Here is a 20,357-nt window from a genome sequence, read left to right as displayed (position 1 = left end):
TCCGCGTCAGCCCTCGCGGCCGATCTCGACGTGCTCCAGCACCGCCAGCGCGTCGGGCACCAGCACGGCCGCGGAGAAGTACGCCGACACCAGGTAGGAGATGATCGCCTTGTCGTCGATGCTCATGAACCGCACCGACAGGCCGGGCTCGACCTCGTCCGGCAGGCCGGTCTGGTGCAGGCCGATCACGCCCTGGTTCTGCTCGCCGACCCGCATCAGCAGGATCGAACTGGTCCGCGTCGGCGACACCGGGATCTTGTTGGACGGCAGGATCGGCACGCCGCGCCAGGACGGCACGTGGTGTCCGTGGAACTCGGTACCGGCCGGGTAGATTCCGCGGCTGTTGCACTCCCGGCCGAACGCGGCGATCGCCTGCGGGTGGGCCAGGAAGAACGCCGGTTCCTTCCACACCGCGGCGAGCAGCTCGTCCAGGTCGTCCGGGGTGGGCGGGCCGGTGCGGGTGTGCAGGCGCTGCTTGACGTCGGCGTTGTGCAGCAGCCCGAATTCTGCGTTGTTGAGGAGTTCGGACTCCTGACGTTCGCGCAGCGCCTCGATGGTCAGCCGCAGCTGCTGCTCGGTCTGGTTCATCGGCTTGTTGTAGAGGTCGGCGACGCGGGTGTGCACGCGCAGGACGGTCTGGGCGACGCTGAGTTCGTACTCGCGCGGGGAGAGCTCGTAGTCGACGAACGTGGCGGGCAGTTCCGGTTCGCCGGTGTGGCCGGAGGCCAGCTCGATCTCCGCCTCACCGTGCTCGTTGCCCGCGGCCAGCCGGCGGGCGCGGTACGCCTCGATCTGCTCGCGCAGCGCCGCGGACTGCTCCAGCAGCTCGTCGAACCCGCGTTGTTCGAGCACCAGCACAGTGCAATGGGTAACCGCCCTGACGGTGTACTCCCAGATGCTCTGGCCGTCCACAAGGGACTCGTCGCCGAAGTGGTCCCCGTTGGCGAGCACGCCGAGGTTGGTGAAGTCCCCGTACTCGCCGGGACCGACCTTGCCGACCTTGCCGTGCGCGATGAGGAACGCCTGGTCCGAGGAGCTGCCGAACTCCACGATCACCTCGCCGGGCTCGTAGTCGCGCTGCTCGAACCGGCCGGCGAGCGCGGCGAGCACGTCGTGGTCGTCGAAGCCGCGCAGGATCGGCAGTTCGGCCAGCTCGGCGGGGATCACCTCGACGCGGTCCGCGGTGGTCACGAAGGTCACGCGGCCGTCGCCGACGGCGTAGGACAGCCGGCGGTTGACGCGATAGGCACCGCCGGACGCCTCCACCCACGGCAGCAGGCGCGGTAGCCACCGGGACGTGATGGCCTGCATCTGGGGGACGGACTTGGTCGTGGTCGCCAGGTTGCGGGCGGCCCGGGTGCTCAGGCTCTGCTGCGGGCTGTCCTCGTCCACGCTGGGCACGGCGGGATCGGTCACGGTCACGGCAAATACCACCCATCGTCGAAAAGCCGAATCGCGAATTGGGAATGGGATACGGCGAACTGTGCGAACTTTTCCGTCGGTGGTTGCGACGTTAGCACCGGGTGGCGGAACCGTACAGCCGCTCGCCCGCGCCGGGACCGCGGAACAATTGCGCGGACCGTACACGTTCGGCGGTTCCGGAAAACTCAGGGTAGAGCGGAATGCGGTTCGCTCACCCGGGGCGCCCAGTGGGGCCGGTCCCCGGCGGGGGCCGTGCTCGGCGCGCCGCGTCCGATGCGGGCGTCCGTTGCTCCGAACGGGCCGGAAATGTTCGTGCGACGACGTGTTCCGTGCGGCGGGAGGGCCGGGTGACGACCGGTAGCCGATCCTCGCCCGGACGGTCCAGCACAGCGTCCGCCCGCGTGTTGTCCCCGCGACAACAGGGCATTTCAACGGGGGAATCGGCGCCCAGCTGCTCCGACCCGGTGACCGGAAAGAATGCGCGGTATTCCGTCGGGTGGAAAGAACGGAACCGATCTTGCCGCCCCGATCGGCCGGCGCCTAGCGTGGGCACGTTCCATTCCCGTTCGGGGAGGCATCTGGCGATGAATGTCTACGTGGCCGGTTCGCTGTGGGTGATGGGGGCCGTGGTGCTCGGCGCCGCCGTCGCCTACCTCGTCCGCCGGTACGGGCTGGACGAGGGCAGACCGGACAACAACGACGCCGCCGGCCAGGCGTTCACGATCGTCGGCGGGCTGCACGCCGCGGTGGTCGCGTTCGTGCTGATCTCCCTGTTCGACGCCGCGAGCACGGTGCGCGACGGGTCCTACGAGGAGGCGCGGAGCCTGGTGGCGGCCTCCTGGGCGGCCGACGCCCTGCCCGAGCCCGCCCGCACCGAGATCCGGCACCTGGCGGTGGACTACGCGGACACGGTGGTGAACCGGGAGTGGCCGCGCATGCGCGACGGCGGCCCGGTTCCCCAGGACGGCTGGAGCGAGCTCGACCGGATGCGCGCCCTCGCCGACGGCGCGGAGGTGCCCGGCGACGACGACTGGCTGAGCAACCGCAAGACCGAGGTGGCCGGCTCCCTGCTGGACGTGTTCAAGGAACGGCAGGCCCGGCTCAACGCCGTGCAGGACAACAACGTCGGCCGGGTGGTGTGGTTCGTGCTGATCGGTGGCAGCGTCGTCTTCGTGCTGCTGCCCAACCTCTTCGGCGGCACCAAGTCGCTGACGCACGTCGTGATCGTGTCCACCCTGGCGGCCGCCACGACCCTGTTGCTGTTCGCGATCTTCCAGATGCAGAACCCGTTCGCGGGCGGGTCGAAAGTGGGGCCGGACGCGTTCAGCCAGGCGATCGAGCGGCTGCGGTGACCAGGGGTCGGCTCGCCCGGGTCCTCGCGGCCGCGGCCGTCCTGGTCGGGTCCGTGCCGGTCGCTCCGGCCGTGGCGGCTCCCGCGGCGTGCACCGTCCTGCGCGTCACCGACGACACCCTGTCTGGTCCGTCCACAGTGGAGCTGGTGCGTCTCCCGGCCGGAACGGTGGAGCGCCGGTCGGTGCTCGAGGTGCAGCTCAACGCGCTCGGCTACGCGCGCGGTCAGGACCGGGTCTACGGGCTCACCCGGGAGGGCACCGCGGTGGTCGTCGGCCGGGACGGCGGGCTGACCCGGCTCGGCCCGGTCCGCACCGGCGACCGCAGGCCGCTCGACCACGCCACCGCCGGCGCGGTATCCGGCAACCGGTGGTACGTGCAGCGGGGCGACGACCTGTACCTGATCGACGCGGACCCGGGCAGCCCCGGTTTTCTGGGTGTGGTGCGGCGCGTCGAGCTGTGGCCGGCACCGTTCGCGTCCGGCATCGACGACTTCGACTTCGCCGGGGATGCGCTGTACGGGGTGACGAGCACGTGGCCGTTCCGCGGCCGGATCGTGCGGATCGACCCGGGGTCGGGATTCACGCACCCGGTGTCCGGGCCGGTGCTGCCGCCGTCCACCGCGTACGGCTCGGTCGTGTCGGCGGGGGAGACGGGTTACGTCACGGCGAACCGCAGCGAGGGCCGCAGCCGCACCTACGCGGTGTCCCGGGACGGGACGGTGGTGCCCGTGTCCTCGGGGCCGCCACTGTCCGGATCGGACGCAGCCGGCTGCCTGCGCGACCCGGACCCGCCCGCGCCGCCACCACCACCGCCGCCAGCGCCGCTACCACCGTCGTCGGTGCCGTCGCCACCGCCGCCGGTTCCGCTGCCCGTCGCACCTCCACCGGCCGCGCCGCCGCCCCCGGTGCCGGCAGCCGCACCCGCTCCGGTCCCGCCGCCCCGGGCGCCGAACCCGTCCCCGCGGCCGGTGCCCCCGCCGCCGCTCCCGCCGCCCGCCACCGCACCCCATCGCCCGGTGACCGCGAAGAAGACCGCGGACCAGGTGTCCCCCCGGGAACAGACGGAGGAGAAGCGCCGCTGGTCGATGGTCGTGCTGGTGCTGATCCTCGGCGCGGGTGTCGCGGTGCGGCGGCTGGGCCGCTGACCGGTCAGAGCAGGCGCCGCTGGAGCACGTCGGCGAGGACGGACTCCACGACGCGGGCGACGTCGGCCGGTTCCGGCGGTCGCGGATCGGTGAACAGCAGGTGCCCGGCGCCGATCAGGGCCGGCGCGAGCGAACCGGCGTCGGTGTCGGCCGCGACCCGGCCCAGCTCGCATTCCGCGGTGAGGTACGCGGCGAGCATCGCGGTGCCCTCGGTCAGGATCGGGATGCCGTGCGGACGTCCGCGGCGCAGCCGCGTGCGCAGCTCGTCGCGGAACAGGACCAGCCGGGTCAGCGCCACGGCGACCGGGTCGAACAGCTCGGTCAGCGCCCGGGTGACGTGGCCGGCCACGGTCCCGGTCCCGGCCGCCGCGCGCAGGGCCGCGGCCTGGTCCTCGATCCGGGCGATCCGGGCTCCGGCGAGTTCGGCGAGGAAGGCGTCGAAGTCGGTGAAGTGCCGGTGCAGCACCCCCTTGGCGACACCGGCTTCCGCGGTCACCGCACGGCTGGTCAGCGCGCTCGCACCGTCCCGGAGCAGGACGCGCCCGGCGGCGTCGAACAGCTGCTTGCGCACGTCGCGGATGTGCACCCCGGTCGGCATGTGTTCATTGTCCTCGATCCGGGTGGGGGTACCCGATGGCGCACGTGGGCACCCGCCCACTATGGTGGGCGCATGCCCACTTCACCAGCGCACCGAGCGCGGCAGATCGCAGAATCCTTCGGTGTGGACGCCGACCGGTACGACCGCGCCCGTCCGCCCTATCCGCGTGAACTGATCGACCGCGTCGTCGCCGCGGCCCCGGGCCGGGTGTTCCTGGACGTCGGGTGCGGCACCGGCATCGAGGCCCGGCAGTTCCAGGCGGCCGGGTGCCGCGTGCTCGGCGTCGAGCCGGATCCGCGGATGGCGGACTTCGCCCGGCGCGGCGGGGTCGAGGTGGAGGTGTCCACCTTCGAGGACTGGAACCCCGCCGGCCGGGTGTTCGACGCGGTCGTGGCCGGGCAGTCCTGGCACTGGGTCGACCCGGTGGCGGGTCCGGCGACCGCGGCACGGGTGCTGCGCACGGGCGGTGTGCTCGCGGTGTTCGCGCACGTCTTCGCGCCGCCGGCGCCGGTGGCCGACGCGTTCGCCGAGGCGTACCGGCGCCTGGTGCCCGGCGCGCCGTTCCCGGCGCAGCCCTCCGGGAACGTGGTCGACTTCCACCGCGCCGGGTTCGCCCGGTTCACCGAGCACATCGCCGCCGGGCACGGTTTCGCCGAACCGGAGCAGTGGCGGTTCGACTGGGCCCGGCCCTACACCCGCGAGGAGTGGCTGGACCTGCTGGCCACCACCGGCGGCCTCACCGGGCTCGCGCCCGCCGTCCGGGCCGAGATCCTGGACGCGGTCGGCACCGCCGTCGACGCGCTCGGCGGTGGCTTCACGATGGACTACACCACCCTGGCGGTGGTGGCGGTGCGCACCGCTCAGGACGTCGCGCCGGCCGGGTTGGAGTCCTCCCCGAGGTAGGTGCCGTGGCCCTCGCGCACCAGTGGGCCGTCGAACCGCAGCACCTCGCTGACCAGACCGCCCTTCTGGTTGCGGTAGTTGATGACCAGCGTGTCCACCCCGGAGTAGACGCCGACGACCTCGAAGCGCAGGTCCGGGATCCGGCGCAGGCCCTCGCTCCAGTACGCGCGCAACGCGTCCTTGCCGCGGATCACCGCGGTACCCACGAGCTGTGCCGCGACCGGCGAGGTGAACACCACGTCGTCGGTGAAGTGCGCCAGCAGGGACTCCAGGTCGTGCGCGTTCCACGCGGTGACCCAGTCCTCGGTGAACTTCCGCGCCCAGCTCGAATCCACGGTCACGACCCTATGCCCGGGTGCGGCGACGGGCGTCGGCGGATACCGTCGGCACGACCCGGGAACGCGTCCCGCCGGCTTCCAGCGGGCGCCTGGCGAGGGAGGTCCGACATGACGTCCACTGTGGACCAGGTGACCGCACCGGTGGCCGAGCACGGCGAAGGGCCGGTGTGGGCGCCGGAGTGGCCCGGCGTGCGCTGGGTGGACATGCTTGCCGGGGACGTGCTGGAACTGGACGGCGGCGAGGTCCGCCGACACCACGTCGGGTCGGTCGCCGCGGCGCTGCGCCCGGGTGTGGCCGGCGGCGTGGTCGTGGCGGTGGAACGCGGCTTCGCGCTCGCCGACGCGACGCTCGCGGACGTGCGGCCGCTGGGGGAGCTGTGGAGCGACCCCGGGATCCGCATGAACGACGGCGGATGCGATCCGGACGGGCGGTTCTACTGCGGTTCGATGGCCTACGACGAGACCCCGGGTGCCGCCGCCCTGTACCGGCTCGACCCGGACGGCGCGATCACCACCGTCCTCACCGGTGTGACCATCTCCAACGGCCTGGCCTGGAGCCCGGACGGCGGCACGGCGTACTACGTGGACACGGCGACCGGCCGCATCGACGCCTTCGACTACACGGCCGCGGCCGGGCTGACGCACCGCCGTCCGGTGGTCACCATCCCCGCCGACGTGGGCTCGCCGGACGGCCTGACCGTCGACGCCGAGGGCAACCTGTGGGTCGCGCTCTGGGGCGGCGGCGCAGTGCACTGCTACGCGCCCGGCGGCGCGCAGCTCGCCCGGGTCGCACTCCCGGTCACCCAGGTCTCCGCGTGCACCTTCGGTGGCGACGACCTGTCCGAGCTGTACATCACGACGTCGCGCCAGGGCGTCGAAGTGGGCACGCAGCCGGAGGCCGGTGCCCTGTTCCGGGTGCGGCCGGGGGTGCGCGGGATGCCCCCGCACCGCTACTCCGGCTGCTGAGGTCGCTGGCGGGGCTCCGTAGCCGGTTACGTACTTCCCCGGTGCCCCGGCCCGGCGTGGACGGGCAGGGTCGGGCCGGTCGTGGTGGCGACCGGAGGGACGACGTGCGCGCGGTGAAGGCGGTGGAGCTGGGTGTGGTGGCCGGGCTCGCGCTGACCCGGACCGCCGTGCGTGCCGTGACCGGCGCCCCGGGCCGCCCCGGGCCGGCTGTCCCGGCCGATCCGGGCCGCGGCGAGACCCGCACGGTGATCGCCGACGACGGCGTTGCCTTGCACGCCGAGATCCGGGGCGCGGCGGACGCGCCGGTCACCGTGGTGCTGTGCCACGGCTACGCGCTGTCGTCGGCGAGCTGGTGCTTCCAGGCTCCCGAGCTGGCCCGCCACGCCCGCGTCGTGACGTGGGACCAGCGCGGGCACGGCCGCTCCCAGCGCGGGCCGGCCGCGCACGCCACGGTGGACCAGCTGGGCCGCGACCTGCGGGCGGTGCTCGAGCAGATCACGCCGGACGGGCCGGTCGTGCTCGCCGGGCACTCGATGGGCGGCATGACGATCATGGCGTTCGCCGAGCAGTACCCGGACCTGTTCGGCTCGCGTGTCGTGGCCGCGGCCCTGCTCGCCACGAGCGCCGAGCCGGTGCTGGGCGACCTCGGACTGCCCCGCCCGGGGATGCGGGTGCTGCACCGGCTCGCCCCGTGGGCGCTGGCGGCGCTGCACCGCACCGGTTCGCCGGTGGGTGCCCTGCGCGAGCTGACCGGCGCGCTGGTGGCCCGGCACGCGTTCGCCTCGGACGTGCCGCCGCAGGTGGCCGATTTCCTCACCGGGCTGATCGAAGCCACGCCGCTGGACGTGCTGGCCGACTTCTTCCCGCAGTTCCGCGTGCACGACAAGGTCGCCGCTCTCGCCGCACTCCACCGCGCCGACTGCCTCGTCGTGGCCGGCGCCGAGGATGCCGTCACGCCGCCCGCGCACAGCGAGGCCATCGCCGGCGCGGTGCCCGGTGCCGAACTCGTGGTCCTGCCCGCCGCCGGGCACGCCTTCCCGCTGGAGTACCCCGATCAGGTCAACGACCTGCTCGTCGCGCTGCTGCGGCGCCACATCCGGTCGCGCCCGGCCGGACCGGGCCCGGCACCGGCATAGAATCGGGTGATGCCCGACGTCTCGCGCGGCGCAGGCAACCTTCCCAGCGAGCTCACCAGTTTCGTGGGGCGGCGCCGCGAGCTCGCCGAAACCCGCCGCCTCCTGGCTTCCGCCCGGCTGGTGACGCTCACGGGTGCGGGCGGCGTCGGGAAGACCCGGCTGGCGCTGCGCGCGGCCGCCGACGTGCGCCGGGCGTTCCCCGACGGCGTGTGGTTCGTGCCGCTGGCCGAACTGCGCGACCCCGCGCTGCTGGCTTACACCATCGCCACCACGCTCGGCCTGACCGACGAGGCCGGGGCGCAGGTGGCCGGGCTCGCGGAGTTCCTCGAGGACCAGCGGGTGCTGCTGGTCCTGGACAACTGCGAGCACGTGCTGGACGCGTGCGCGGTGCTGGTCGCGAAGCTGCTGTCGGCCACCTCGTCGGTGCGGGTGCTGGCGACCAGCCGGCAGCTGCTGCGCGCCGACGGCGAGCAGGTGCTCGTGGTGCCGCCGCTGCCGGTACCCTCCGCGGGCGAGCCGGCGGTCGAGGCGGTGACGCTGTTCGCCGAACGCGCCGCCGCCGTGGTGCCCGGATTCACCGTGGATTCGTCCAATCGCGACACCGTTATCCGGATCTGCCGCCGCCTGGACGGCATCCCGCTCGCGCTCGAACTCGCCGCCGTGCGGTTGCGCGTGCTCTCGCTCGACCAGTTGCTCCAGCGGCTGGACGACCGTTTCCGGTTGCTCACCGGCGGTAGCCGCACCGCGCCGGACCGGCAGCAGACGCTGGAGGCGGCCATCGCGTGGAGCTTCGACCTGTGCACCGGCGCGGAGCAGGCGGTGTGGGAGGCGGTGTCGGTGTTCGCGGGCGGGTTCGACCTGGAAGCGGCCGAGGCCGTGTGCGCCGCGGCCGGGATCGGCGCCGACGAGGTGCTCGACCTGGTCGCCGGCATGGTGGACAAGTCCATCCTGTCCCGCCTCGACGGCACCTTCGGGCGCTCGGCGCGGTACGGGATGCTGGAGACCGTCCGCGAGTTCGGGTACGTCAAGCTGGTCGCGTCCGGCCGGGAGGAGGCGGTGCGCGGCGCTCAGGTGGACTACGTCGTGCGGCTGACGCAGCGCTACCGCGACGAGAACTTCGGCCCGCACCAGCTGGAGTGGGTGGAGCGGCTGCGGCGCGAGCAGCCCAACGTGCGTGTGGCGCTGGAGCACTGCATGGCCGGCGGACCGGAGGGTGCCTGCCGCGCTGCGGAGATCACCGGGCCGCTGTGGGACTACTGGTTCGCGGGCGGGTACGTGCGCGAGGGCTACCGGTGGCTGCGGGCGTCGCTCTCGCGCGACGCCGGCTGCGACCGCCTCGTGCACGCCCGGGCGGTGCAGGGCGCGGCGTTCGCGGCGATCCAGATCGGCGACGAGGAGCCGGCCCGCGCAATGCTGGCGGAGCTGCGCGAGCTGGCCGAAGCCCTGGATGACGACGGCCTGCGCGCCGGGTGGGCCCAGTGCGCCGGGGCGGGCACCTTCTACCTCGGCGACCTGGCGGGCGGGCGGCAGCTGCTGGAGCAGGCGCTGGCCGGGTTCCGGCGCACCGGCGACCTGGCCCAGGTGTGCAACACCCTGATCCTGCTGGCCGCGGTGCTGTTCTACCTGGACGAGCCCGAGGGGCTGCCGGTGGCCGAGGAGGCCCTGGCGCTGTGCGAAACGCACCAGGCCGACTGGTCCAAGGCCTACGCGTTGTGGGCGGTGGCCATCCACACCTGGCGGCACGGCGACCACCGCCGGGCGTCGGCGCTGCTGCGCGAGGCCATCGCGATGCGGCTCACGGACCGCACCCAGCTGGCGTTGAACCTCAGCGCGCTCGCGTGGTGTGCCGGCGCCGCGGGCGAGCACGAGCGGGCCGCCGGCCTGCTCGGCGCGGCGTCCGCGATCTGGCGGCTCAGCGGCGCCGCGGTGTCCGAAACGCGGCCGCACCAGCAGTTCGAGCAGGAGTGCGAGGCGCGCGCCCGGGAGGCGCTGGGCGACGACGCCTACCGCGCCGCGTTCGCCGGCACCAGCGGTGGCGGCGTGGCCGAGGCGATCGCCTACGCCCTGGCGGAGAAGCCGGGCGGCCCCCGGCCGGCGCGGCGGGCGCGGGAGAGCAGCCCCGGCGGTCTGACCCCGCGGGAACGCGAGATCGCCGAGCTGGTCGCCGACGGGCTGAGCAACAAGCAGATCGCCACCCGCCTGGTCATCGCGCAGCGCACCGCCGAGACCCACGTGGAGAACATCCTCACCAAGCTCGGCTTCACCTCGCGTGCCCAGATCGCGGCCTGGCTCACCGAGCAGCGCGCCGGCGGGGACGGTCGGTAGCCCGGTCTACGTACCCAGATGCGTAGGACTCCCGGTTTCCCGGGCCGGTGCGGCAGGCACTCTGGTAGTTGCGACCGAAACCGAATACCGGAGGGATGGTCATGCAGGTCGATTCGCCGCCGCAGCCCTGCCCGCGGTGCCACCGCCAGGTGGTGCTCGCCGGGTACAGCTGGGGACGGCAGTGGGTGCACCTGGGCACGTGGCGGCCGCAGTGCGGTCCGCCGTCCTGGGCGCTCGCCCGCTCGGCCGGGACCACCTCCGCGGCCTCCTGATCCCCGGTCCAGCCGCCCGGCGCCCTCCCCCCTCGCGCCGGTCGGTCGAGCGCGGCGGGCTCGTGCCCAGCCTGCCCGCGATACTCCGGCACCCCGCCGCGCTCATTCCATCCCCCGGCACGAAGGCCGCCCCGCATCGGGGCGGCCTTCGTGTTTGTGCACACCGATATTCACAGCAAACCATCAGTTTTTTCGTGGATCCTGGTGTTAGCTGGATGGAGTGATGTCCGAAGGGAACGCACGGTGCTGCGCAGACAAGGAGTGACGACACCGTCTGCGCCGCGTCACCGATGGCGCCCGGCCGCTTACACGGCGGTGGGGTTGTCGTCACTGCTCGTGCTCGCGGGCACCGGGTACGCCTGGACCCAGCTGTCCCGGCTGGACAGCGGCCTGGCGACCGCCAACGTCATCGCGCCCTCGGCCCGGGTGCCGGCCGGGCCGAGGCTGTCGGTGGACCAGAACATCCTGCTCGTCGGCCTCGATTCCCGTACCGACGCGCAGGGCGACCCGCTGCCGCAGAGCCTGCTCGACCAGCTGCACGCCGGCGACGCGAGCGACGGCGGGGACACCACCGACACGATGATGGTCGTGCACGTCCCGGCAGGTGGCGGCTCGGCCACCGCGATCAGCATCCCGCGCGACTCCTACGTGCAGCTCGCCGGCGGATACGGCAAGCACAAGATCAACTCCGCGTACACCTACGGCAAGCAGGCCGCGCTGAACACCCTGCGTGCACAAGGGGTGAGCGGGGCGGAACTGGAACGCGAGGCGGACGCGGCGGGCGCGCGCACCACGATCGAGACGGTCGAAGAGTTCACCGGGCTCGCCATCAACCACTACGCCGCGATCAACCTGGCCGGGTTCTACGCCCTGAGCAACGCCGTCGGCGGCGTGCCCGTCTGTTTGAAGGAGCCGGTGCACGACACCTACTCCGGCGCCGACTTCCCGGCGGGCAAGCAGACGCTGTCCGGTGCGCAGGCGCTGGCGTTCGTGCGGCAGCGGCACGGGTTGCCCAGCGGTGACCTCGACCGCATCGCCCGTCAGCAGGCGTTCCTGTCCGGGATGGCGCAGGTGGTGCTGGGCGGCGGTACCTTCACCGACCCCTCGCGGCTGTCCGCGCTCGTCGATGCGGTGCGCCAGTCCGTGGTCCTCGACCAGGGCTGGGACGTGCTGACCTTCGCCGAGCAGCTGCACAACCTGTCCGCGGGCGCCATCACGTTCGCCACGATCCCGGTGCAGAGCCTGAGCCTGTCCACGCCCGACGACGGCGACGCGGTGAAGGTCGACCCCGGGCAGGTGCGCGACTTCATCGCCGCCCTGCTGGGCGGCACCGGGCCGGGGACCGCCGGCACCTCCACGACGCCCACGACCGCCGCCAGGCAGGCCGCGGACGCCGCTCCCGCCCCGGCCGGCACCCCGGCCGCCACGGTCCCGCCCACCTCCAGCACCGACCTGTCGGGCTGCGTGAACTAGCGCGCAGTTCCGGCTCGCCGGCACCGGCACGACGAGGCCCCGCCGGGTTGCCGGCGGGGCCTCGTGCTGTCCGGGGAGGCGATCAGGTGGCGGGTGCCCACGCGCGTTCGAGCGCCGCCGCGCTGGCGCGGCGCTTCAGCCCGGCCAGGCTGTGCTTCGCCGGGACCAGCAGCGCGGTCAGCCAGGTGCGCCGGTACTCCTCCAGCGCGAGCGCCACGGGGCGATGCAGGACGCAGTGCACCAGACCCGGCGTGCCGAGGCGGTGCCTCCCGGTGTGCTTGCTCCGCGACATCGTTCCTCCGTGTGGGCGACCTTCCGCGCGCACCGTACGCAACGAACGGCCGGAAGCGTAGTAGCACCCCGGCGTGTCACCAGTCTCGTTTCCGTCACAAGCCGATCAGGGAGTCAAGGACACCCGTTCGAGGTGTCTGGTTCAATGCGAATCATGCTGCGGGTGGGACTGTCCGGAGGAATCGGCGCGGGGAAGTCGACCGTCGCGGCGCGGCTCGTGGAGCACGGCGCGGTGCACATCGACGCCGACGTGATCGCGCGCGAGGTGGTGGAACCGGGCACCGAGGGACTCGCGAAGGTCGTCGAGGCGTTCGGGGCGGACGTCCTGGCCGCGGACGGCGGGCTGAACCGCCCCGCGCTCGCGGCGAAGGCGTTCGCGGACGAGGACTCCCGCCGTCGGCTCAACGGCATCCTGCACCCGCTGATCGGCGCCCGCACCGCGGAACGGATGGCCGCGGTGCCGCCGGACGGGATCGTGCTGCACGACGTGCCGTTGCTGGTCGAGGGCGGGTACGCGCCGAACTACCACCTCGTGGTGATCGTGGACGCGCCGGTGGAGACCCGGGTGCGGCGGCTGGTCGAACAGCGGGGGATGCCGGAGGAGGACGCCCGCGCCCGCATCCGCGCGCAGGCCGCTGACGAGCAGCGCCGGGCGGTCGCCGACGTGTGGCTGGACAACTCCGGCCCGGCCGGAGCGGTGCTGCCCGAGGTGGACCGGTTGTGGACCGAGCGGCTGGTGCCGTTCGAGGAGAACGTGCGCCTGCGCCGGCCCCGCCCGCCGCGGGCGCCCGAGCTGGTGCCCTACGACCGGACGTGGCCCGCTCAGGCCGCCCGTGCGCTCGCCCGGCTGCGGCTGCTGACCGCCGGCCGCGCGCTGCGCGTGGACCACATCGGCTCGACATCGGTGCCCGGGCTGCCCGCGAAGGACGTCCTCGACCTCCAGGTGACCGTGTCGACGCTGGAGCAGGCGGACGAGTTCGCCGACGTGCTGTCCGAGGCCGGTTTCCTCCGCGCCGAGGGGGAGTGGTGGGACGACCCCCAGGGCGGCGGCGGGCCGTGGCCGAAGCGGTTCCACTACGGCGCCGACCCGGGCCGGCCGGTCAACGTCCACGTGCGCAGCACCGGGACCCCGGCCTGGCGGCTGGCACTGCTGTTCGCCGCGTGGCTGCGGGCGAACCCGGCCGAGCGCGACGCCTACGCCGAGGTGAAGGCCAAGCTGGCGCAGGCCCACGCGCAGGACGGCTCGGTGGACGGCTACGCCGAGGAGAAGCAGGGCTGGGTCAACGCCGCCTTCACGCGCGCCGAGGAGTGGGCGGAGCGCACCGGCTGGTCGGCCTGACGCTGACGCGGCGCGGCCGTCGTCCGGTCCGGTGTGGACACCACCGGCCGGTGACCCGGAGCCGCCCGCTGATCGCGGAGTGCCGGCGGCTGGTCGGCATACCCCCAAGCAGATGCCGACCAGCCGCCAGGAAACCGCGCTCGTCGCCGGAACCGCCGTGGCGGCCCGCCGGACGAGCGACAGCAGCCGGCCCGCCTGCGCGGTGGTGCACACCGGAAGGCGGGCGAGCTCCGCAACTGTGACGCCGCCGGGAGCGGTTCGGTTGCCCTCGAACGTCAACTTCTTCTCCGCCGCCGGCCGGCGGGATCAGCGCCGCCGCCAGGTCAGGTGGATGCCGCAGGTGGCGAGCCAGCGGTCCACCCGGTACTCGTGGGCGGCGAGGCCGTCGACGGTGCCGTAGGTGATCGCCAGCGCGCGTTCGGCCTCGCGCGGGGTGAGCAGCCCGGCGCCGGTGGCGGCGAGGAGTTCGTCGGTGTCGAGCACGTCGACCCGCTCGCCCTCGCGCACCACGAGATCGAGGTACCAGTCGGTGGTGCGCCAGGTGGCGCCGTCGCGCTCCACCGAGACCACGTCGAGGTAGAAGTCCTGATCACGTTCGTGCCCGGGGCGGAACCAGTAGTCGGTCACGCGCAACCCGAGCCCGGGCAGCAGCCAGGACTCCAGGTAGTGGAACTGGGCGCGGCCCGGCGTGCGGCGGGCGAGGTAGAGCCCGAAGGGTTCGACCCGGTACTCCTCGACGGCGCGGGCGATGCCCTTGGGGTCGGTGTTCGTCCGGTTCGCGACGTCGAAGGTCTCGATCTTGGGGGAGTGGATCGTCCCGGCGTGCGCGGTCATCGCTCCATTCTGCTGGTTTACAGGCAGAACGGAATTGTCGCGGCGGTAGGGTGATCACGTGGCGGACGAGGCAGACGCGATCGAGGCAGTGGCGCGCGTGGCCGCGTTGCTCGCCGAACGGGCCACCGAGCTCACCGAGAAGGTCGTGCAGGTGTACGCGCGTGAGCTCCCGAACCTGGTCAACGACGACGAGAGCGTGGTCAGCCTGTTGTCGGCGAGCGTCTACCAGAACGTCGACACCGCGCTGCGGATCTTCCAGCACGGCATCGATCCGCGCCGCGTGGAGGCGCCCGCCGCCGCGACGGAGTACGCGCGCCGGCTCGCCCAGCGCGGCACCCCGGTCGTCGACCTGATCCGCGCCTACTACCTGGGCCAGACCGCGCTGCTGGAGTACGCCCTGCCCGAGGCGGTGCGGTTGGAGCGCGACCCCGCCGTGGTGGGCGGGATGATGAGCCACGCGCTGACCGAGGCGTTCGCGTTCATCGACCGGGTCACGCAGCAGGCGGTGTCCGCCTACCAGGAGGAGCGCGACCGCTGGCTGGTCAACCGGAGCGCAGTGCGCGCCGCGCGGGTGCGGACGCTGATCGAGGGCGGCGCCACCGACACCAGCGAGACCAGCCTCGGTTACCGCCTGCGCGGCACCCACCTGGCGATGATCGTGTGGCAGGCGCCCCTCCCGCCGGCCGGGCACGTGCTCAGCGCGCTGGAGTCGGTCGCGACCGAGCTGGCCGGCGGGCTGCCCAGCGCCGGAGCGCCGCTGTTCGTGCCGAACGACGAGATGTGCGCGTGGGTCTGGTTCCCCCTGGAGCGGGCCGCGATGCCGGACGAGGAGCGGGTCCGGAAGGTGCTCGACAAGGCCGACCCGGGCGTCCGGTTCGTGCTCGGCGACCCCGGTGCGGGCCTGGACGGGTTCCGCCGCAGCCACCGGCAGGCCCAGCGCGTCTACAACCTGGCTTTCGCCGCGGGGGAGCACTGCGACCGGTTCCTGACCTTCCGCGACGTGGGCGCCATCGCCCTGATGGCCAGTGACATCGCGGCCGCGCGGGGCTGGGTGGCCGACACGCTCAACCAGCTCGCCACCGACGACGAGCACCACGCCCGGCTGCGCGAGACGCTGCGCGTGTTCCTGTCCACCGGCGGCAGCTACACCGCGGCGGCCACCCAGCTGACGATGCACAAGAACTCGGTGCAGTACCGGGTGCGCAAGGCGGAGGAGATGCTGGGCCGCCCGGTCGCCGAGAACCGCCTCGACGTGGAACTGGCGCTGCGGCTGTGCCACCGGCTCGGCGCGGCCGTGCTGACGGCACCGTAGATCCCCGGTGCACCGGCCGGCGGCCGCGGCCGCCGGACGCTGCGCCCGCTGGAACCCCTCGCGCCGTCATTCGCGTCATCGGTGCTGTCCGCGCCATTTCGCGTCCGCCCGCGTCATCCCGCTTTCGTCTCGCAAGACCAGTACCCGACCGGAGGATTGGGCCGAGGGCACGAAGATTCCACGATTATTCCGGTTTACGATCTCCGTATGGGGAACGTCGTGTACGCCGAACCGACCGGAGTGATGGCCCTCGTCCGGCTGCGGCCGGGAGCCACGGGTGAACGCGACCGGGTGTGCCACCTCGTCCCCATCCCGGAGACCGGCCCCATCCCGGAGGTCCTCGTCGCCCGCTGCGGCGCCCCGATCCGCTGCGGCAGCGCCGAGCTGCTGGAGCGCATCTGCGGCATGCCGTGCGAGGCGTGCCTGGCCCGCGCCGCCCGCGATCGGCGCCTGGCCTGCTGAAACCCCGCCACGCTGAAAAGTGTCGGTGGGCCCGCCTACTCTGGGGAACGTGGCTTTCGCAACCGAACACCCCGTGCTCGCCCAGTCCGAGTTCCGGCCCGTCTCCGACATCCCGCGCGCGGACGGCCGGTTCAAGGTCGTCAGCGAGTACCAGCCCGCTGGTGACCAGCCGGCGGCCATCGACGAGCTCGCCGAGCGCCTCACGCGCGGCGAGAAGGACGTCGTGCTGCTGGGCGCCACCGGTACGGGCAAATCGGCGACCACCGCGTGGCTGATCGAGCGGGTCCAGCGGCCCACCCTGGTCATGGCGCCGAACAAGACGCTCGCCGCCCAGCTGGCCAACGAGCTGCGTGAGCTGTTCCCGCACAACGCGGTCGAGTACTTCGTCAGCTACTACGACTACTACCAGCCGGAAGCCTACGTCCCGCAGACCGACACCTACATCGAGAAGGACTCGTCGATCAACGACGACGTCGAGCGGCTCCGGCACTCCGCCACGATGAACCTGCTGTCCCGGCGCGACGTCATCGTGGTCGCGTCGGTGTCCTGCATCTACGGCCTGGGCACACCGCAGTCCTACCTCGACCGCTCCGCCCGGCTCTCGGTCGGGATGGAGGTCGAGCGCGACACGTTCCTGCGGGCCCTGGTCGACGTGCAGTACACCCGCAACGACCTGGCGTTCTCGCGCGGCACGTTCCGGGTCCGGGGCGACACGGTCGAGATCATCCCCGCGTACGAGGAGCTGGCCGTGCGGGTCGAGTTCTTCGGCGACGAGGTCGACAAGCTGTACTACCTGCACCCGCTCACCGGCGAGATCGTGCGCGAGGTCGACGAGGTGCGCATCTTCCCGGCCACCCACTACGTGGCGGGGCCGGAGCGCATGGAGAAGGCGATCCGCGGCATCGAGGAGGAGCTGGCCGACCAGCTGGCCCGCCTGGAGAAGCAGGGCAAGCTGCTGGAGGCCCAGCGGCTGCGCATGCGCACCAGCTACGACATCGAGATGATGCGCCAGGTCGGGTTCTGCTCCGGCATCGAGAACTACTCGCGGCACATCGACGGCCGCCCGCCGGGGTCGGCGCCGGCCACCCTGATCGACTACTTCCCCGAGGACTTCCTGCTGGTCATCGACGAGTCGCACGTGACGGTGCCCCAGATCGGCGGCATGTACGAAGGCGACGCGTCGCGCAAGCGCACCCTCGTCGAGCACGGGTTCCGGTTGCCCAGCGCACTCGACAACCGGCCGCTGACCTGGGAGGAGTTCACCGACCGCATCGGGCAGACGGTGTACCTGTCGGCCACGCCGGGCCCGTATGAGCTGGGCCAGACCGGCGGCGAGTTCGTCGAGCAGGTCATCCGGCCGACCGGTCTGGTCGACCCGGAGGTCGTCGTCAAGCCGACCGAGGGCCAGATCGACGACCTGGTGCACGAGATCCGGGTGCGCGCCGAGCGGGACGAACGGGTCTTGGTCACCACGCTGACCAAGAAGATGGCCGAGGACCTCACCGACTACCTGCTGGAGCTGGGCATCCGGGTGCGGTACCTGCATTCCGAGGTGGACACGCTGCGGCGGGTCGAGCTGCTGCGGCAGCTGCGCTCGGGTGATTTCGACGTGCTGATCGGCATCAACCTGCTGCGGGAGGGCCTGGACCTGCCCGAGGTGTCGCTGGTGGCGATCCTCGACGCGGACAAGGAGGGCTTCCTGCGCAGCGGCACCTCGCTGATCCAGACGATCGGCCGGGCTGCGCGAAACGTCTCCGGTGAGGTCCACATGTACGCGGACAAGATCACCGACTCGATGCGGTACGCGATCGACGAGACCAACCGCCGCCGCGAGAAGCAGATCGCCTACAACGAGGAGCGTGGCCTCGACCCGCAGCCGCTGCGGAAGAAGATCGCCGACATCCTCGACCGCGTCTACACCGAGGCCGAGGACTCCGAGCAGGCGGTGCAGGTCGGCGGTTCGGGCCGCAACGCCTCGCGGGGCAAGAAACCCGAGCAGGGTGGCCGCAGCTCGGGGGTGCTGGTGGACCGCGACGTGGCCGGCATGCCGCGCGCGGAACTGGCCGACCTGATCCAGCAGATGACCGACCAGATGATGCAGGCCGCGCGCGACCTGCAGTTCGAGCTGGCCGCCCGCCTCCGCGACGAGATCGCGGACCTGAAGAAGGAACTGCGGGGCATGGACGCCGCCGGGCTGAAGTGACGACGGTGCGCCGCGCCGCGGCCGGCGCACCCCGCACCACCAGACCGCACGAGCGCGAGCACAGCCGTCGGTGATCCGGGGTGGACGCGGCTACCGGACCCGTTGTCGTGCCGGGATCTCCGGTGCCTCGCCCGGGACGCCCGGCCAGTTACCGCCAGGCGGCTGTCGTTCGACCCGGTGGGCTTGGGCGAGTGGTGGTCGTTCGGTCTGGCGGCGGGCGGGTGGCTGTGCGGGCTACCACCACCCGGCCGGTCACCTGCCGAGGGTCCTCCGCACGTACTGCTCGATCGCCGCTAGTGCGGGCGCCGACTGCCACACTTGCTCGACGTAAGCGTCGTCCCCGGCGCGCTGCTCGCCGATCCGCTCGTCGAACGGGCGGTGGATCTGCGCCTTCGTGTGGCGGAACACGTCCCCGGGCACCGCCGCCAGCCGCGTGGCCGTCTCGATCGCCCGCGGCAGCACCTCGTCCGGCGCGGCCAGTTCGTCGACCAGCCCGCGGGCCAGCGCGTCCTCCCCGGCGTACGTCTCGCCGAGGAACGTCAACCCGGGCAGCCGCTCCGTCCCGTACGCGCACCGCAGGATCTCCAGCGCCACCAGCGGAAACGGCACCCCGACCAGCAGTTCGGTCACGCCTACCCGCCCCTGCCGGGCGTTGAGCACCCGACGGTCACACGCGGCGGCCAGCACCGCCCCGCCGGCGATGGCGTGCCCGGTCATCGCCGCCACCACCGGGCCGGGGAACCCGAACACCGCCAGGAACGCATCCGACAGCGCCGGCAGGAACTCCCGCACGTAGTCCGCCCCGCCGGCGGACACCCGCTTGAGGTCCACGCCCGCGGAGAACATCCCGTCCCGCCCGGCCAGCACCACCGCCCGCACGCCGTTGAGCTCGGCGTTCTCCAGCTGCGCCACCAGTTCCCGGCACAGCTCGGTGTCCAGTGCGTTCGCCTTGCCGTGGGCCAGCGTGAGCACGGCCACGTCGCCGGCCTTGTCCAGCTCGATCGTCATCGGCTCACCGTAGCGGGCTCAGCTGGTGATGTCCTTGGTCGCGAACCGGCGGGCGGCCAGCAGCGTGAACACCGTCGCGTAGATCACCGCGGACAACAGCCCGGCCGCCATGTTCGTCCAGTCGATGTCGGTCGCGATGAGGTCCATCCACCCGTACGCGTAGTGCGTCGGCAGATAGTTGCGCAGTGTGCCCAGTGCGGTGATCTGGTCCAGGATCTGCGACAGGATCGCCGCGAGCACCGCCCCGCCGACCGCGCCGAGCGGCGCGTCGGTGAGCACCGACAGCAGCAGCGCCAGCCCGGCCACCCACGCGAGCTGGACCACCACGAACACCGTGGACAGCGCGAGCGCCACCAGGCTGCGGCCGAACGGGATCGCGTCGCCGGTCGGGCTCACCGCGTCCCCGGCACCGTAGAAGATCAGCCCCGCCACGAGCGACACCAGCGGCAGCAGCACCAGCGCCGCCACCGCCAGCAGCCCGGACGCGACGGCCTTCTGCCGCAGCAGCCGGTGCCGCGGCACCGGGATTGCGAGCAGGTACTTCAGGCTCGACCAGGATGCCTCGCTCGCGATCGTGTCCCCGAAGAACAGGGCGACGATCGTGGGCAGCAGGAACGTCCCGGACACGAACAGTGCCAGCACCACGAAGTTCGGCGCGCTCGCGGTCGCCAGGTCGACGAACCCGCCGGAGCGCCGGTTCGGGCTGGACTGCCCGATTTCGAAGGCCACCACCAGGATGAACGGCAGCAGCACGACGAACCCGAGCACCAGCTGGGTGCGCCGCCGCCGCAGCTGACGCCGCAGCTCGACGCCCAGCCGGAGCGTGCGCCGCGCCCGGTAGCCGGCGACGGCGCCGTCCGCACCGACGCCGCTGTGGGTGTGACTCGCGGCGTCGGTGAGGTCGTCCAGCGCCGCCGGGTCGGTGTGCACACCGTTCTCGGTCATGCGTCTCCCTCCCGCCGCGGCCTCGCCGGCTGC

At 72.8% G+C, this 20,357-nt stretch carries 19 protein-coding genes; 12 read left to right on the top strand and 7 right to left on the bottom strand.

All coding sequences use genetic code 11. The annotated features are described in order from the left end of the window. Positions 1–6: 6 nt before the first annotated feature. Positions 7–1,422, bottom strand: a complete 1,416-nt coding sequence (locus tag FHX46_RS18325) for a family 2B encapsulin nanocompartment shell protein (RefSeq protein WP_167116432.1) — start codon at positions 1,420–1,422, stop codon at positions 7–9. A 584-nt stretch (positions 1,423–2,006) separates the two neighbouring features. Here FHX46_RS18325 and FHX46_RS18320 point away from each other — a divergent pair. Then, on the top strand, positions 2,007–2,774 hold the full coding sequence (locus tag FHX46_RS18320; protein ID WP_167116428.1) for a bestrophin-like domain: 768 nt from the start codon (positions 2,007–2,009) through the stop codon (positions 2,772–2,774). Beyond that, positions 2,771–3,919 (top strand): DUF6923 family protein, encoded by a 1,149-nt coding sequence (locus FHX46_RS28280; protein ID WP_208400191.1) that lies wholly within the window; start codon positions 2,771–2,773, stop codon positions 3,917–3,919. The genes FHX46_RS18320 and FHX46_RS28280 overlap by 4 nt, the downstream gene beginning before the upstream one ends. A gap of 4 nt (positions 3,920–3,923) precedes the next feature. Here FHX46_RS28280 and FHX46_RS18310 read toward each other — a convergent pair whose 3' ends face one another. Next, on the bottom strand, positions 3,924–4,517 hold the full coding sequence (locus tag FHX46_RS18310) for a TetR/AcrR family transcriptional regulator (protein WP_167116426.1): 594 nt from the start codon (positions 4,515–4,517) through the stop codon (positions 3,924–3,926). A gap of 72 nt (positions 4,518–4,589) precedes the next feature. On the opposite strand from FHX46_RS18310, the gene FHX46_RS18305 reads away from it, so the two are divergent. Beyond that, positions 4,590–5,420 (top strand): class I SAM-dependent methyltransferase, encoded by an 831-nt coding sequence (locus FHX46_RS18305; protein ID WP_167116423.1) that lies wholly within the window; start codon positions 4,590–4,592, stop codon positions 5,418–5,420. On the opposite strand, the gene FHX46_RS28875 is transcribed toward FHX46_RS18305, so the two are convergent. Next, on the bottom strand, positions 5,378–5,755 hold the full coding sequence (locus tag FHX46_RS28875; RefSeq protein WP_167116421.1) for a nuclear transport factor 2 family protein: 378 nt from the start codon (positions 5,753–5,755) through the stop codon (positions 5,378–5,380). The genes FHX46_RS18305 and FHX46_RS28875 overlap by 43 nt on opposite strands. 111 nt (positions 5,756–5,866) lie before the next feature. On the opposite strand from FHX46_RS28875, the gene FHX46_RS18295 reads away from it, so the two are divergent. The 5 genes from FHX46_RS18295 to FHX46_RS18275 all read left to right on the top strand — a co-directional run bounded on the left by FHX46_RS18295 (position 5,867) and on the right by FHX46_RS18275 (position 11,930). Next, the gene (locus FHX46_RS18295) at positions 5,867–6,724 is read left to right on the top strand and encodes an SMP-30/gluconolactonase/LRE family protein (protein WP_167116418.1); all 858 of its coding nucleotides are present in this window, start codon (positions 5,867–5,869) and stop codon (positions 6,722–6,724) included. Positions 6,725–6,828: 104 nt separating this feature from the next. Then, positions 6,829–7,860, top strand: a complete 1,032-nt coding sequence (locus FHX46_RS18290; RefSeq protein ID WP_167116415.1) for an alpha/beta fold hydrolase — start codon at positions 6,829–6,831, stop codon at positions 7,858–7,860. A 9-nt stretch (positions 7,861–7,869) separates the two neighbouring features. Next, complete coding sequence (locus tag FHX46_RS18285; protein ID WP_167116412.1) at positions 7,870–10,185, top strand: ATP-binding protein; 2,316 nt, start codon at positions 7,870–7,872, stop codon at positions 10,183–10,185. 101 nt (positions 10,186–10,286) lie between these two features. Next, positions 10,287–10,457, top strand: a complete 171-nt coding sequence (locus FHX46_RS18280) for a hypothetical protein (protein WP_167097167.1) — start codon at positions 10,287–10,289, stop codon at positions 10,455–10,457. A 321-nt stretch (positions 10,458–10,778) separates the two neighbouring features. Then, complete coding sequence (locus FHX46_RS18275) at positions 10,779–11,930, top strand: LCP family protein (protein ID WP_243871302.1); 1,152 nt, start codon at positions 10,779–10,781, stop codon at positions 11,928–11,930. Between the two features lie 82 nt (positions 11,931–12,012). On the opposite strand, the gene FHX46_RS18270 is transcribed toward FHX46_RS18275, so the two are convergent. Beyond that, positions 12,013–12,222: a hypothetical protein gene (locus tag FHX46_RS18270; RefSeq protein ID WP_167116407.1), complete on the bottom strand. Its 210-nt coding sequence runs from the start codon at positions 12,220–12,222 to the stop codon at positions 12,013–12,015. A 153-nt stretch (positions 12,223–12,375) separates the two neighbouring features. Here FHX46_RS18270 and coaE point away from each other — a divergent pair, with 153 nt between their 5' ends. Next, on the top strand, positions 12,376–13,560 hold the full coding sequence (gene coaE / locus FHX46_RS18265) for a dephospho-CoA kinase (RefSeq protein WP_167121542.1): 1,185 nt from the start codon (positions 12,376–12,378) through the stop codon (positions 13,558–13,560). A 306-nt stretch (positions 13,561–13,866) separates the two neighbouring features. On the opposite strand, the gene FHX46_RS18260 is transcribed toward coaE, so the two are convergent. Continuing rightward, complete coding sequence (locus FHX46_RS18260; protein WP_167116405.1) at positions 13,867–14,394, bottom strand: DUF402 domain-containing protein; 528 nt, start codon at positions 14,392–14,394, stop codon at positions 13,867–13,869. A 58-nt stretch (positions 14,395–14,452) separates the two neighbouring features. Between FHX46_RS18260 and FHX46_RS18255 the strand changes: the two genes are divergently transcribed. The 3 genes from FHX46_RS18255 (at position 14,453) to uvrB (ending at position 18,371) form a co-directional block, all read left to right on the top strand. Beyond that, on the top strand, positions 14,453–15,706 hold the full coding sequence (locus tag FHX46_RS18255; protein ID WP_167116400.1) for a PucR family transcriptional regulator: 1,254 nt from the start codon (positions 14,453–14,455) through the stop codon (positions 15,704–15,706). A 207-nt stretch (positions 15,707–15,913) separates the two neighbouring features. Then, a complete protein-coding gene (locus FHX46_RS18250) occupies positions 15,914–16,168 on the top strand; it encodes a hypothetical protein (protein ID WP_167116397.1) in 255 nt (84 codons plus the stop codon). 49 nt (positions 16,169–16,217) lie between these two features. Then, positions 16,218–18,371 carry an excinuclease ABC subunit UvrB gene (gene uvrB / locus FHX46_RS18245; protein ID WP_167116394.1) on the top strand — a complete coding sequence of 718 codons (2,154 nt, stop codon included), beginning with the start codon at positions 16,218–16,220 and terminating at the stop codon, positions 18,369–18,371. Positions 18,372–18,623: 252 nt separating this feature from the next. Here the strand turns inward: uvrB and FHX46_RS18240 are convergent, their stop codons facing one another. Together FHX46_RS18240 and FHX46_RS18235 are read right to left on the bottom strand one after the other, a co-directional pair. After that, positions 18,624–19,379, bottom strand: a complete 756-nt coding sequence (locus tag FHX46_RS18240; protein ID WP_167116390.1) for an enoyl-CoA hydratase/isomerase family protein — start codon at positions 19,377–19,379, stop codon at positions 18,624–18,626. A gap of 18 nt (positions 19,380–19,397) precedes the next feature. Continuing rightward, on the bottom strand, positions 19,398–20,324 hold the full coding sequence (locus FHX46_RS18235; RefSeq protein WP_167116387.1) for an ABC transporter permease: 927 nt from the start codon (positions 20,322–20,324) through the stop codon (positions 19,398–19,400). Positions 20,325–20,357: the final 33 nt, after the last annotated feature.

Source organism: Amycolatopsis viridis, assembly GCF_011758765.1.
In the GTDB taxonomy this organism is placed as follows: Bacteria; Actinomycetota; Actinomycetes; order Mycobacteriales; family Pseudonocardiaceae; genus Amycolatopsis_E; species Amycolatopsis_E viridis.
This window is presented reverse-complemented; position numbering and strand designations above follow the sequence as displayed.